The following is a 13,485-nucleotide window of genomic DNA, read 5'->3' on the forward strand; positions in this document are numbered from 1 at the left end:
GCAGGGGCGGTCCGGACGCGCCTGGCCCCGCCGGAGGCAGGGGCCGGCGGGGCTGGCGTGCATGCAATCATGGGCGCTGCCCACGGGGCTGGCAAGCCCGGGGAGGGCGCTTCAGCGCAGGTCCCCGCAGGGCCACCCGAGGGGGCCGTAGGCGCCCTTATCCGTTGCGGTAGAGAAAGCTGTAGGCGTTGATCGCCGGCACCCCTCCCAGGTGCGCGTACAGGACCCGCGAGCCGGCCGGGATTTCGCCACGGCGGACGAGGTCCACCATGCCCTGCATCGATTTACCCTCGTAGACGGGGTCGGTCATCATGCCTTCCAGCCTGGCGCAAAGGCGGATGGCTTCATTGGTTTCGGCCGAGGGCAAGCCGTAGGCCGGGTAGGCGTAGCGGGTGTCGAGCACCACGTCGCCGTCTTCAATGGGCTTGCCCAGGCCCACCATGTCGGCGGTGCGCCGCGCGATGCGCAGGATCTGCGCTCGCGTCTGCTCCGGGGTGGCGGAGGCGTCGATGCCGATGACCCGGTCCGCGCGGCTGTCGGCGGCAAAGCCCACCACCATGCCGGCCTGCGTGCTGCCGGTGACGGCGCACACCACGATGTAGTCGAACTTGAATCCGAGTTCGGCCTCCTGGCGCCGCACCTCCTCGGCGAAGCCCACATAACCCAGGCCGCCCAGTTCGTGGTCGGAGGCGCCCGCCGGAATCGCATAGGGTTTGCCGCCGCGCCGTTTCACTTCTTCCAGCGCGTCTTCCCAGCTGCGCCGAAAGCCGATATCGAATCCCTGGTCCACCAGGCGCACGTCGGCGCCCATCAGGCGGCTCATCATGATGTTGCCGACCCGGTCGTAGACGGCGTCCGAATAGTCGACCCAGTTTTCCTGCACCAGCACGCATGCCAGCCCAAGCTTTGCCGCCACTGCGGCGACCATGCGGGTGTGGTTGGACTGGATCCCGCCGATCGTGACCAGGGTGTCGCAACCTTGTTCCAGGGCCTGCGGGATCAGGTATTCCAGCTTGCGCAGCTTATTGCCGCCGAAGGCCAGGCCGCTATTGCAGTCTTCGCGCTTGGCGTAGATCTCGACCTTGCCGCCCAGATGGGCGGACAGGCGGTCGAGCTTTTCGATCGGGGTATCGCCGAAGGTCAGGCGATAGCGGGGAAATCGTTGCAGATCCATGCTGGCTCCTGTTGAGTCCCGCCATGCCGGCCGGAATGGCTTGGACGTAAAAATCATAGGAATGGCCTGGATATCTGGTCAATTGCGTATTTTTCGTGATTAATGTGGTTAATGTTTTTAGGAAATCAAGATTGGGATCTATTATTTGGTCATGAAAATAAAGAACGAAATTTAATTTTCAGGGACATATCGAATGGCAGCCATTTCCAGCCTGGACCGCATCGACCGCCAGATCCTGCGCGTGCTGCAGCAGGACGCCCAGATCACCAATCTTGAGCTGAGCGCGCGGGTCCACCTGAGCCCCGCAGCCTGCCTGCGGCGCGTGGAAAAGCTGAAAGGCGAGGGCATCATCAGGAAGACCGTGGCGCTGCTCGAACCCGCCGATGTGGACATGGCCACGCTGGTCATCGTGGGCGTGGTGCTGGACCGCTCCACGCCCGAGTCCTTCACCGATTTCGAAGAGGCGGCGCGCGGCATCAGCGGCTGCCTGGAGTGCCATCTGGTGGCGGGAGAGTTCGACTACTTCCTGATGCTGCGCATCCGCGACCTAGAGCGGTTCAACAAACTGCACGCCGGCGAGATCATCAAGCTTCCCGGCGTGCGCCAGATCCGCACCTTTTTCGTCCTGAAAGAGATTCTGTCCACGACCGAATTGCCGGTGTGACCGAGGCGTACGCGCAACACTTGTGCGCGCCGCGCAAAAAATGACGCGCCGCCGCATTTTGGATTGACGGAATTTGATGGCGCGTAGACGGCGCAATGGACGGGGTTCGCGGGACATTCCGGCGCCGCATGAAGGCATTCCCAATTCGCTTTTGCGTCACGCAAACGCAGGAAGACGCCCATAAACTCAAAGGGTTATACTCTCGGCCATACGGCTTTCAAGGCTTGTACGCGCCTTCTGCCCCTGCTATCCGCTAACCGGGAAGCCCGTGTCGCGGAAGGTTTTCCTGCATCGTGTCGAGTGAAGCACTCGTAAAGGTGAAGCGATATGTCTTCGGAATGGGAATCTCTATCCACGTCTTATTTATTCGGGGGTAATGCCCCCTATGTCGAGGAGCTTTACGAAGCCTACCTCGATAACCCCGGTTCGGTACCTGACAACTGGCGCGAATATTTCGACCAGCTGCAGCACGCTCCCGCGACCGACGGCCAGGAATCCACCCGCGACCAGGCCCACGCTCCCATCGTCGAATCGTTCGCCCAGCGCGCCAAGGCCAATGCCTTCGTGCAACGCGCGGCCGAACCCGACCTCAGCGTCGCCAGCAAGCAGGTCTCGGTGCAATCGCTGATCGCCGCCTACCGCTCGCTGGGTTCGCGCTGGGCCGACCTGGATCCGCTCAAGCGCCAGGAGCGTCCGCCGATCCCGGAACTCGATCCGGCCTTCTACGGCCTGACCGAAGCGGACCTGGACCAGACCTACTCCGCAACCAACACCTACTTCACGACCGCCAGCACCATGACGCTGCGCGACATCCTGAAGGCGCTGCGCGACACCTACTGCCGCAGCATCGGTGCCGAATTTACGCACATCTCCGACCCCGCCGCCAAGCGCTGGATCCAGGAACGCCTGGAAGCCACTCTGGGCGCGCCGTCCTACACGGCCGAAGAAAAGCGCCACATCCTGCAGCAACTGACCGAGTCCGAAGGCCTCGAGCGTTTCCTGCACACCAAGTACGTCGGCCAGAAGCGCTTCTCGCTGGAAGGCGGCGAAAGCTTCATCGCCTCGATGGACGAAGTGGTGAACCACGCCGGTGAAAACGGCGTCCAGGAAATCGTGGTCGGCATGGCCCACCGCGGCCGCCTGAACCTGCTCGTGAACATCATGGGCAAGATGCCCGGCGACCTGTTCGCCGAGTTCGAAGGCAAGCACGCCGAAGGCCTGACCGACGGCGACGTGAAGTACCACAACGGCTTCTCGAGCGACCTGTCCACCCGTGGCGGCCCGGTCCACCTGTCGCTGGCGTTCAACCCGTCCCACCTGGAAATCGTCAACCCCGTGGTCGAGGGCAGCGCCCGCGCCCGGCAGGAACGCCGCGGCGACGCCGAAGGCAAGCAAGTGCTGCCGGTGCTGGTGCACGGCGACGCGGCCTTCGCCGGCCAGGGCGTGGTCATGGAAACCCTGAACCTGGCCCAGACCCGCGGCTACGGCACGGGCGGCACGCTGCACATCGTCATCAACAACCAGATCGGCTTCACCACGTCCGACCCGCGCGATACGCGTTCGACGCTGTATTGCACCGACGTGGTCAAGATGATCGAAGCGCCCGTGTTCCACGTCAACGGCGACGATCCCGAAGCCGTGGTGTTCGTGACCAAGCTGGCCCTGGACTACCGCCTGCAGTTCCGCCACGACATCGTCGTGGACATCGTCTGCTTCCGCAAGCTGGGCCACAACGAGCAGGACACCCCGTCGCTCACGCAGCCCCTGATGTACAAGCGCATCGGCCACCACCCCGGCACGCGCAAGCTGTACGCCGACAAGCTGACCACGCAAGGCGTGCTGGCCGAAGGCGAAGCCGATCAGCTGGTCAAGGACTACCGCCAGCTGATGGAAGACGGCCAGCGCACCATCGAACCGGTGCTGACCGACTACAAGAGCAAGTACGCCATCGACTGGTCGCCGTTCCTGGGCGCCAAGTGGACCGACCAGGCCGACACCGCCGTGCCGCTGGCCGAACTCAAGCGCATCGGCGAACGCATCACCACGGTGCCGGAAGGCTTCACCGTGCACCCGCTGGTCGCCAAGCTGTTGAACGACCGCCGCACCATGGCCAAGGGTGAAATGAACCTGGACTGGGGCATGGGCGAGCATCTGGCTTTCGCCACCCTGGTGTCCTCGGGCTACGCCATCCGCATCACCGGCCAGGACTCCGGCCGCGGCACGTTCACGCACCGCCACGCCGTGCTGCACGACCAGAACCGCGAACGCTGGAACGATGGCACCTACATTCCGCTGCAGAACGTCTCGGAAGGCCAGGCTCCGTTCACCGTGATCGACTCCGTGCTGTCCGAAGAGGCGGTGCTGGGCTTTGAATACGGTTACTCCAGCGCCGAGCCCAACACGCTGACCATCTGGGAAGGCCAGTTCGGCGACTTCGTCAACGGCGCCCAGGTCGTGATCGACCAGTTCATCAGCTCCGGCGAAGCCAAGTGGGGCCGCCAGTCGGGCCTCACCCTGATGCTGCCGCACGGCTACGAAGGCCAGGGCCCCGAGCACTCGTCGGGCCGCATCGAGCGCTTCCTGCAACTGTGCGCCGACAACAACATGCAAGTGGTCCAGCCGACCTCGGCCTCGCAGATCTTCCACGTGCTGCGCCGCCAGATGATCCGGCCGTTCCGCAAGCCGCTGGTGCTGTTCACGCCCAAGTCGCTGCTGCGCAACAAGGACGCCGGCTCGCCCCTGACCGATCTGGCCGGCGGCAGCTTCCGTCCGGTGATCGGCGAGGTCGACGAGGCCATCGACGCCGCAAAGGTCAAGCGCGTGCTGGCTTGCTCGGGCAAGGTCTACTACGATCTGGTCAATGCCCGCCGCGAACGTGGCGCCGACAACGTCGCCATCATCCGCGTCGAGCAGCTGTACCCGTTTGCGCACAAGTCCTTCGAGGCCGAACTGCGCAAGTACCCGAAGGCAACCGAAGTGATCTGGGTCCAGGACGAGCCGCAGAACCAGGGCCCGTGGTTCTATGTTCAGCATCACGTGTACGAGAACATGGTCGAAGGCCAGAAGCTGGGCTACGCCGGTCGTGCCGCGTCCGCTTCGCCGGCCGTGGGCTACCTGGCCAAGCACCAGGAGCAGCAGAAGGCCTTGATCGAAACGGCCTTCGCGCCCAAGTTCAAGGTCATGCTGACCAAGTAACCCAACCCGATGCGCGCGCGGCGCGCGGCAAGTTCCAGGAACCCCGTTTCGAACTTTGCCCGCGCTGCGCGGTCCAGAACAAACACCTTACGGAATAAACAAAATGGCTATCACCGACGTCGTCGTTCCCCAACTCTCCGAATCCGTTTCCGAAGCGACCCTGCTGACCTGGAAGAAGCAGCCGGGCGCAGCCGTCGAAGCGGACGAAATCCTGATCGAAGTCGAGACCGACAAGGTCGTGCTGGAAGTGCCGGCCCCGGCTTCGGGCGTGCTGGCTGAAATCGTCAAGGGTGACGGCAGCACCGTCACCTCGGGCGAAGTGCTGGCCCGCATCGACACCGCCGGCAAGGCCGCCGCCGCTGCCGCGACCGCGCCCGCCGAGGCTCCCAAGGCCGCCGAACAGGCCGCCGCCGCCCCGACCGCCGCGCCCGCCTCGTCGGCCGCTGCCGGCGTGGCTTCGCCCGCCGCTTCCAAGATCCTCGCCGAGAAGGGCGTGGACGCCGCCAGCGTCGCCGGCACCGGCCGCGATGGCCGCGTGACCAAGGGCGACGCCCTGGCCGCCAGCGCGCCCGCCAAGGCTGCTCCGGCCGCCGCTCCCGCCCCGGCCACGCTGTCGCTGGACGGCCGTCCGGAACAGCGCGTGCCGATGAGCCGCCTGCGCGCCCGCATCGCCGAGCGCCTGCTGCAATCGCAGCAGGAAAACGCGATCCTGACCACGTTCAACGAAGTGAACATGCAAGCGGTCATCGATCTGCGCAACAAGTACAAGGACAAGTTCGAGAAAGAGCACGGCATCAAGCTGGGCTTCATGTCGTTCTTCGTCAAGGCCGCCGTGGCCGCGCTGAAGAAGTTCCCGCTGATCAACGCCTCGATCGACGGCAAGGACATCATCTACCACGGCTACTTCGACATCGGTATCGCCGTGGGCAGCCCGCGCGGCCTGGTCGTGCCGATCCTGCGCAATGCCGATCAGCTGTCGATCGCCGACATCGAAAAGACCATCGCCGACTTCGGCCGCCGCGCCGCCGACGGCAAGCTGGGCATCGAAGAGATGACCGGCGGCACGTTCTCGATCTCCAACGGCGGCGTGTTCGGCTCGATGCTGTCCACCCCGATCATCAACCCGCCGCAATCGGCCATCCTGGGCGTGCACGCCACCAAGGAGCGCCCGGTTGTCGAAAACGGCCAGATCGTCATCCGCCCGATGAACTACCTGGCCCTGTCCTATGACCACCGCATCATCGACGGCCGCGAAGCCGTGCTGGGCCTGGTCGCCATGAAGGACGCCCTGGAAGATCCGCAGCGCCTGTTGCTGGACCTGTAATCTCGACGCCCCGGCCCGGCGCCCGCCGCGGCGCCCCGGCCGGCTTCCGGCCGGCCCGCAGGGCGGGGCGTGTTTCACTCAATACCTCTTCGCGAGAACACTATGTCCCAACAATTTGACGTCGTCGTGATCGGCGCCGGCCCCGGCGGCTACATCGCAGCCATCCGCGCGGCCCAACTCGGCATGTCGGTGGCCTGCATCGACGCCTGGCAGAACGGCCAGGGCGGCCCGGCTCCCGGCGGCACCTGCACCAACGTCGGCTGCATCCCGTCCAAGGCGCTGCTGCAATCGTCCGAGCATTTCGAACAGGCCAACCACCACTTCGCCGAGCACGGCATCGAGGTCAAGGGCGTCAGCCTGAAGCTCGACACGCTGATCGGCCGCAAGAACACGGTGGTCAAGCAGAACAACGACGGCATCCTGTACCTGTTCAAGAAGAACAAGGTCACCTTCTTCCATGGCAAGGGCGCGTTCGCCGGCCAGGTGGACGGCGGCTGGGCCATCAAGGTCACCGGCACGGCCGAAGCCGACCTGGTGGCCAAGCATGTCGTGGTCGCGACCGGCTCGTCGGCGCGCGAACTGCCCGGCCTGCCGTTCGATGAAAAGGTCGTGCTCTCCAACGACGGCGCGCTGAACATCGGCGCCGTGCCGAAGACGCTGGGCGTGATCGGCGCCGGCGTGATCGGCCTGGAAATGGGCAGCGTATGGCGCCGCCTGGGTTCGGAAGTCACCATCCTGGAAGCGATGCCGGAATTCCTGGCCGCCGCCGACCAGCAAGTGGCCAAGGAAGCCCTCAAGGCCTTCACCAAGCAAGGCCTGAACATCCAGATGGGCGTCAAGATCGGTGAGATCAAGGCCACCGCCAAGTCGGTGACGGTGCCCTACGTCGATGCCAAGGGCGCCGAGCAGAAGCTGGTGGTGGACAAGCTGATCGTCTCGATCGGCCGCGTGCCCTACACCGGCGGCCTGAACGCCGATGCCGTGGGCTTGAAGCTCGACGAACGCGGCTTCGTCGCCGTGGACGGCGACTGCAAGACCAACCTGCCGAACGTGTGGGCGGTGGGCGACGTCGTGCGCGGCCCGATGCTGGCGCACAAGGCCGAGGAAGAGGGCGTCGCGGTTGCCGAGCGCATCGCCGGCCAGCATGGCCACGTCAACTTCGACACCGTGCCGTGGGTCATCTACACCTCGCCGGAAATCGCCTGGGTGGGCAAGACCGAGCAGCAGCTCAAGGCCGAAGGCCGCGAGTACAAGGCCGGCAGCTTCCCCTTCCTGGCCAACGGCCGCGCCCGCGCGCTGGGCGACACGACCGGCTTCGCCAAGGTGATCGCCGATGCCAAGACCGACGAGGTCCTGGGCGTGCACATCGTGGGCCCGATGGCCTCGGAACTGATCTCGGAAGCCGTGACCATCATGGAATTCCGCGGCGCCGCCGAAGACATCGCCCGCATCTGCCACGCGCACCCGACGCTGTCGGAAGCCGTGAAGGAAGCCGCATTGGCCGTGGACAAGCGCGCGCTGAACTTCTGATCGACGCGTAGCCGATGCAAGACGGGGCGGGTTCAAGGATCCGCCCTTTTTTTTATAGTCGGACGAACGCCCCAAGATGAAACCGCCCCCAGCGGGCAGCAAATCCTGCTTTCCCACATGAACGTCAGCGAATACTACGAACACGCCCTGGCCGAACGCGGCTACAAGCCCGATAGCGCCCAGAAGCTGGCGATCGACCGGCTGCAGCGCTACTACGACGACTGGGTCAAGTTCAAATCGATGCGCTCGAACGCGCTGAAGAAGCTGCTGAACCGTCCCGACGTGCCGCGAGGCGTGTACCTCTGGGGCGGAGTGGGGCGGGGCAAGAGCTTCCTGATGGACGCCTTCTACGCCACGGTGCCCGTGGTGCGCAAGACGCGCCTGCACTTCCATGAATTCATGCGAGGCGTGCACCGTGAACTGGAAGAGGTGAAGGGCATGCAGGACCCGCTGGACGAAGTGGCCAGGCGGGTGGCGAAGCGTTACCGCCTTATCTGCTTCGACGAATTCCACGTCTCCGACGTGGCGGACGCCATGATCCTGCACCGCCTGCTGCTCAAGCTGTTCGAGTACGGCACGTCGTTCGTGATGACTTCCAATTACGAGCCCTCGACGCTGTACCCCGACGGCCTGCACCGCGACCGCGTGCTGCCCGCCATCAAGCTGATCCAGACGCGCATGGACGTCATGAACGTGGACGCCGGCGTCGACTACCGCCGCCGTTCGCTCGAACAGGTGCAGTGCTACCACACCCCGCTGGACGAGCATGCCCAGCAAGCGCTGCAGAAAGCCTTCGACACCCTGGCCGACACGCCGCCCCAGGAGCCGCTGCTGCATATCGAGCACCGCGAGATCCGCGCGCTGGCGCTGGCGGGTTCGGTGGTGTGGTTCGACTTCGCCACGCTTTGCGGCGGCCCGCGCTCGCAGAACGACTACCTGGAACTGGCCAACCGCTTCCACGCCGTGATCCTGTCCGGCGTGCCCAGGATGGGGCCGCGCCAGGCGTCCGAGGCGCGTCGCTTCACCTGGCTGATCGACGTGTTCTACGACCATCGCGTCAAGCTCATTATGTCCGCCGAATGCGAACCCGAGGAAATCTATACCGAAGGTGCGCTGGCGAACGAGTTCCATCGCACGGTCTCGCGTATTCTCGAAATGCAGTCGCGCGAATACCTCGAGTCCGAACGCCGGCTGGCCGTGTCGTTGTAGTTATGCCGCATTCGCCCGGATTTTCCGGGCCTGGCATAGATTGAATTAGTAATGCAAGTCATTATCAATTAAGATTTTGAGACTTCTGGTCCAGTGCCGCTGTCTCTACCGTGCCTTCCACCTTTCTGTCCACTTCGGCCCCGGGCGCTGATGCTCCGCCCGCGCCCGTCGACGGCCTGTACCGCGATCATCGCCCCTGGCTGTTCGGATGGCTGCGCCGCAGGCTGGGGTGCGAGCACCGCGCAGAAGACCTGGCGCAGGACGTATTCCTCAGGTTGATCCAGGGCCGCAAGGCGGTGCGCGCATGCGAGGCGCGGGCGCTGCTCACCACGATCGCCAAGGGCCTGGTGGTGGACCACCAGCGGCACGCCGCCCTCGAGCGCGCCTATCTCGCCTACCTGGCCGCCATCCCGGAGGCCTATGCGCCTTCTCCCGAAGCCCAGGCCGAGCAGCTGCAATCGCTGGCGGAGCTGGACCGGCTGCTGGACGGCCTGCCTCCCAAGGCGCGCTCGGCCTTCCTGCTGTCCCAGCTGGACGGCCTGACCTATCCCGAAATCGCCGAGCGCCTGGGCGTTTCCCTGAGTTCCGTGCAGCAGTACATGGTGCGCGCGATGTCCGCATGCTATGCGGCGTTCTATGGATAGCGCCGCCGCGCCGCCGGACGCCGTCGTGAACCAGGCGATCGCCTGGTGGGCCAGGCTGCAGTCCGGCGTGGCTGGCCCCGATGAGCGCCAGGCGTGCGAGGCCTGGCTGGCGCAGGACCCCGCGCATCGCCAGGCCTGGGAGCGCCTGCAGCGCATCGGGCGGGACGCGCGCCGCGTGCCTTCCGCCCTGGCGCATTCGGCGTTGGCCGCGTCGCCGCCGGAAGGCCGCCGGGCGGTTCTGCGCGGGCTGCTGGCGCTCTCCGGCGTGGCCGTCACTGGTTGGGCGGGCTATCGCCATGCTCCGTGGCAGCGACTGGCCGCGGACCTCAGCACCGGCATCGGCGAACGGCGCGCGGTTGCGGTGGCCGACGGGCTGCACATCACCTTGAACAGCGACAGCGCGGTGCGCCTGAGCCTGGGGCGCGAGGCCCGCGGCATCGATCTGCTGCGCGGCGAAATGCTGGTGCGCACCGAGGCGCGTCCCGGCGTTGCGCCGTTGCGCGTGGACACCGGCTACGGCGAGCTGCGCGCGGATGCGGCGCGCTTCGATCTGCGGCGTACCGGCGACGGCGCGCGTGTGGGCGTCTACGAAGGCAGCGTGCAGCTGCTGCGCGCGGGCGCGATGACGCTGGCGGCCGCGGGGGAGCGTCTGGCGTTCTCGGACTACGGCGAAATCAGCCGCCTGCCCTCGGATCCGGACCGGCTGGCCTGGATCGACGGCATGGTGGTGGCGAAGGATTGGCGCCTGGACGAGTTCGCGCGCTACCTGGCCCGCCAACGCGTCGGCATGATCCGCGTGGACCCGGCGGTGGCGGGGCTGAGGCTGTCGGGGGTGTTCCCGCTGGACGACGCCGAGCGGGCGCTCAAGGCGCTTGAGCCCGCCTTGCCCATCAGCGTGACGCGCCATACGCGGTACCTGCTGTGGGTTGGCCCCCGCGAGACCTGACAGTTACAAATTTCCCCGTTCGCGCCTTGCAGGTTTTCGGATCCCGTACGGAAAGCAGAAATAGACATCACCGTACAGGGAGAGTTTCGTGTCCGCTTCACCCCACTCGCGCGTGCGCGCACCCATGGCCGCAGGCCGCCTCGCCGTGCTGGCCGCCGCCTGCGCGGGCGCGTTCATCGCAGGCATGCCGCAGGCCCGGGCCCAGGCCGTTTCCGCGGCCGCCGATGCCGCGCGCAGCTACCGGATCGCCGCCGGCCCGCTGGCCGACGCCTTGACGCAGTTCGCGCGCAGCGCGGGCGTGATCTTGTCGTTCGACCCCGCGCTTGTGCGCAATCGCCGCTCGGAGGGCTTGGAAGGGGCCTATTCGGTGAGCGCCGGATTCGCCCGCCTGCTGTCGGGCAGCGGGCTGCAGGCGCGCGCCCAATCGGGCAATGCGTGGACCCTGGAGCCGGCGTCCTCGTTCGAGGGCGGCACGACGACGCTGGCTCCGGTGACCGTATCGGGCATGGCCGACAGCGCGTTCGCGCCCACGGTGGGCTACGTGGCCACGGCCAGTGCCAGCGCCACCAAGACCGACACCCCCCTCATCGAGACGCCGCAGTCCGTGTCCGTCGTTACCCGCGAACAGATCACGGAGCAGGGCGCGCAGACATTGAACCAGGTGCTGCGCTATACGGCGGGCGTGGCGACCGAGACGCGCGGCGCCACGGCGACGCGGCTGGACCAGTTCAGCGTGCGCGGGTTCTCCGCGTCGACCTACCTGGACGGCCTGCGCGTGTTCGGCGGCCGCGACGCGCTGCCGCAGGTGGATGCCTACCGCCTGGAGCGCGTGGACGTGCTGAAGGGGCCGGCGTCGGTCATGTACGGGCAAGGCGGTCCGGGCGGCGTGGTGAACCAGGTGAGCAAGCGTCCGCTGGAAGAGACGCTGCGAGAGGTCGAAGTGCAGGTCGGCAACTACGATTACCGCCGCGCCAATTTCGACTTCGGCGGTTCGCTGGACGACGATGGCAAGTATCTGTATCGCCTGGTGGGGTCGGGCTATATGTCCGATGGCCAGGTCAAGGACACCAAGGAGCGCCGCTACTTCGTAGCGCCGGCCTTCACCTGGAGGCCCAACGGCGACACGTCGCTGACCATCCTGACGAATTTCCAGCACGATCCGGACATGGGGTCGTACGGCAGCGTGTCCTCGATGCGCACGCTGCGCTCGGCGCCGGACGGAATCCGGCTGCCGGCCGACTATTACGACGGGGACGCCAATTTCGAAGAGAGCGACCGCAAGAGCTATTCGCTGGGCTACGTGCTGGACCATCGCTTCAACGACACGTTCAAGGCCTCGCAAAGCCTGCGCTGGACGCGTTCCGAAGCGCGCTACCGCAGCATCTACGGCGCGATGACGAGCAACTACGGCTATACGGACAAAACGTACCTGTACCAGCAGCGTTCGTCGATCGCGACGGACGTGGACGTGGGGGCGCTGACGCTCGACAACAATCTGCAGGCGCGCTTCGACACGGGCGCCTTCAACCATACCGTGCTGCTGGGCCTGGACTATCAGCACGTCAAGACCGACACCCTGTCGGGGTTCGGCACCGCGCCGACGCTGGACGTGCTGAATCCGGACAACCATCAGAACATCCCCGCTCCGGCGTTTTCCACGGACGCCACGTCCAAGCAATACCAGACGGGCGTGTATTTCCAGGATCAGATCAGGATCGACCGCCTTTCGGTGCTGCTGGGCGGACGCTACGATTGGTCGCGCACCGTCGGCGAAACCACGACGCTCGCGACCGGCCGCGTCGCTCCTTCGTCGCTGAACGCCGAAGCGTTCTCGGGCCGCATGGGCGTCATCTACAACTTCGACAACGGCGTGGCGCCGTACTTCAGCTATTCGGAATCGTTCGAACCGCAATCGGGCACGGGCTGGAACAACACGCCGTTCAAGCCGATCGAGGGCAAGCAGTACGAAGTGGGCATCAAGTACCAGCCCCCGGGCAGCGCCACGATGCTGACGGCCGCCGCCTTCGATATCCGCCGCGAGAACATGACGACCACGGATCCGGACCCCACCCATGTCTGCGGAACGGCCGGCGGGCGCTGCTCCATCCAGGCGGGGGAGCTGCGCACGCAGGGCATCGAACTGGAGGCCAAGACCGAGCCCATGCGCGGGCTGACGCTGGTGGCGGCGTATTCGCTGATGGACAACGAGTACTCCAAGGCCTATCCCAATGCGGCGGGCCTGAACCTGAAGGGCAAGACGCCCGTGGGCGTGCCGTCGCAACAGGCGTCCGCCTGGGCCCGCTACCAGTTGCAGGAAGGCCCGCTGGCCGGCCTGGGCGTGGGCGGCGGCGTGCGCTACATCGGTTCGTCGTACGGGGATGAGGCCAACAGCCTGAAGGTCCCGTCGGTCACGTTGTTCGACCTGATGCTGGATTACGACCTCGGCCGCGCGTCGCCCTCGTTGAAGGGCATGCAGGTGGCGCTGAACGTGCAGAACCTCTTCGACAAGGAATACATCGCATCGTGCGCGGGCGATTCCTGGTGCTGGTATGGCTACCAGCGTTCGATCAAGGCGAGCCTGCGGTATCGCTGGTAGTCCTGATTTCCGCGCCTCGCTTCATAACGTAGTGAGAATGGTTATAATTTAGGTCCAGTCAAACACCTGGGCTGGACCAAAGGAAAATCAACAATGGCATTCGCAAGAACTCCGGCCGCCTTCGCGGGCGCGACGGGCGCCGGCGGCAGGTCCTGCGCAAGGACCCGCTACGTATCCATCCTGACCGGCAACGTGTCCCTGTG

9 protein-coding genes are annotated in these 13,485 nt (G+C 65.8%); 8 read left to right on the top strand and 1 reads right to left on the bottom strand.

Going from position 1 to position 13,485, the window contains the following annotated elements; translation table 11 throughout:
* Window positions 1–157: 157 nt before the first annotated feature.
* Window positions 158–1,174, bottom strand: coding sequence for a 1-aminocyclopropane-1-carboxylate deaminase (locus tag JL37_RS07005; protein WP_043542919.1), 1,017 nt, complete (start codon window positions 1,172–1,174; stop codon window positions 158–160).
* Window positions 1,175–1,367: 193 nt separating this feature from the next.
* Between JL37_RS07005 and JL37_RS07010 the strand changes: the two genes are divergently transcribed.
* From JL37_RS07010 to JL37_RS07045, 8 genes are all read left to right on the top strand, one after another.
* On the top strand, window positions 1,368–1,838 hold the full coding sequence (locus JL37_RS07010; RefSeq protein WP_043542920.1) for an Lrp/AsnC family transcriptional regulator: 471 nt from the start codon (window positions 1,368–1,370) through the stop codon (window positions 1,836–1,838).
* Window positions 1,839–2,165: 327 nt separating this feature from the next.
* Window positions 2,166–5,033 (top strand): 2-oxoglutarate dehydrogenase E1 component, encoded by a 2,868-nt coding sequence (locus tag JL37_RS07015; RefSeq protein ID WP_043542921.1) that lies wholly within the window; start codon window positions 2,166–2,168, stop codon window positions 5,031–5,033.
* Window positions 5,034–5,136: 103 nt separating this feature from the next.
* Window positions 5,137–6,357 (top strand): 2-oxoglutarate dehydrogenase complex dihydrolipoyllysine-residue succinyltransferase, encoded by a 1,221-nt coding sequence (gene odhB, locus JL37_RS07020; RefSeq protein WP_043542922.1) that lies wholly within the window; start codon window positions 5,137–5,139, stop codon window positions 6,355–6,357.
* 102 nt (window positions 6,358–6,459) lie between these two features.
* Window positions 6,460–7,887, top strand: a complete 1,428-nt coding sequence (gene lpdA / locus JL37_RS07025) for a dihydrolipoyl dehydrogenase (protein WP_043542923.1) — start codon at window positions 6,460–6,462, stop codon at window positions 7,885–7,887.
* A 117-nt stretch (window positions 7,888–8,004) separates the two neighbouring features.
* On the top strand, window positions 8,005–9,096 hold the full coding sequence (gene zapE, locus JL37_RS07030) for a cell division protein ZapE (protein WP_043542924.1): 1,092 nt from the start codon (window positions 8,005–8,007) through the stop codon (window positions 9,094–9,096).
* 110 nt (window positions 9,097–9,206) lie between these two features.
* A complete protein-coding gene (locus JL37_RS07035) occupies window positions 9,207–9,740 on the top strand; it encodes a sigma-70 family RNA polymerase sigma factor (protein ID WP_052096913.1) in 534 nt (177 codons plus the stop codon).
* Window positions 9,733–10,686 (top strand): FecR domain-containing protein, encoded by a 954-nt coding sequence (locus JL37_RS07040; protein ID WP_052096915.1) that lies wholly within the window; start codon window positions 9,733–9,735, stop codon window positions 10,684–10,686. Before JL37_RS07035 ends, JL37_RS07040 begins: the two co-directional genes overlap by 8 nt.
* 124 nt (window positions 10,687–10,810) lie before the next feature.
* Window positions 10,811–13,282: a TonB-dependent siderophore receptor gene (locus JL37_RS07045; protein ID WP_043542925.1), complete on the top strand. Its 2,472-nt coding sequence runs from the start codon at window positions 10,811–10,813 to the stop codon at window positions 13,280–13,282.
* The last annotated feature ends 203 nt before the right edge of the window (window positions 13,283–13,485 follow it).

This window comes from Achromobacter sp. RTa (assembly GCF_000757485.1).
Taxonomy (GTDB): Bacteria; Pseudomonadota; Gammaproteobacteria; order Burkholderiales; family Burkholderiaceae_B; genus Achromobacter.

Bases quoted from the DNA above. Each gene is read 5' to 3' on its own strand.
- lpdA (WP_043542923.1), top strand. From the start codon at position 6,460: ATGTCCCAACAATTTGACGTCGTCGTGATCGGCGCCGGCCCCGGCGGC.
- zapE (WP_043542924.1), top strand. From the start codon at position 8,005: ATGAACGTCAGCGAATACTACGAACACGCCCTGGCCGAACGCGGCTAC.
- JL37_RS07015 (WP_043542921.1), top strand. From the start codon at position 2,166: ATGTCTTCGGAATGGGAATCTCTATCCACGTCTTATTTATTCGGGGGT.
- JL37_RS07005 (WP_043542919.1), bottom strand. From the start codon at position 1,174: ATGGATCTGCAACGATTTCCCCGCTATCGCCTGACCTTCGGCGATACC.
- JL37_RS07040 (WP_052096915.1), top strand. From the start codon at position 9,733: ATGGATAGCGCCGCCGCGCCGCCGGACGCCGTCGTGAACCAGGCGATC.
- JL37_RS07010 (WP_043542920.1), top strand. From the start codon at position 1,368: ATGGCAGCCATTTCCAGCCTGGACCGCATCGACCGCCAGATCCTGCGC.
- JL37_RS07045 (WP_043542925.1), top strand. From the start codon at position 10,811: ATGGCCGCAGGCCGCCTCGCCGTGCTGGCCGCCGCCTGCGCGGGCGCG.
- odhB (WP_043542922.1), top strand. From the start codon at position 5,137: ATGGCTATCACCGACGTCGTCGTTCCCCAACTCTCCGAATCCGTTTCC.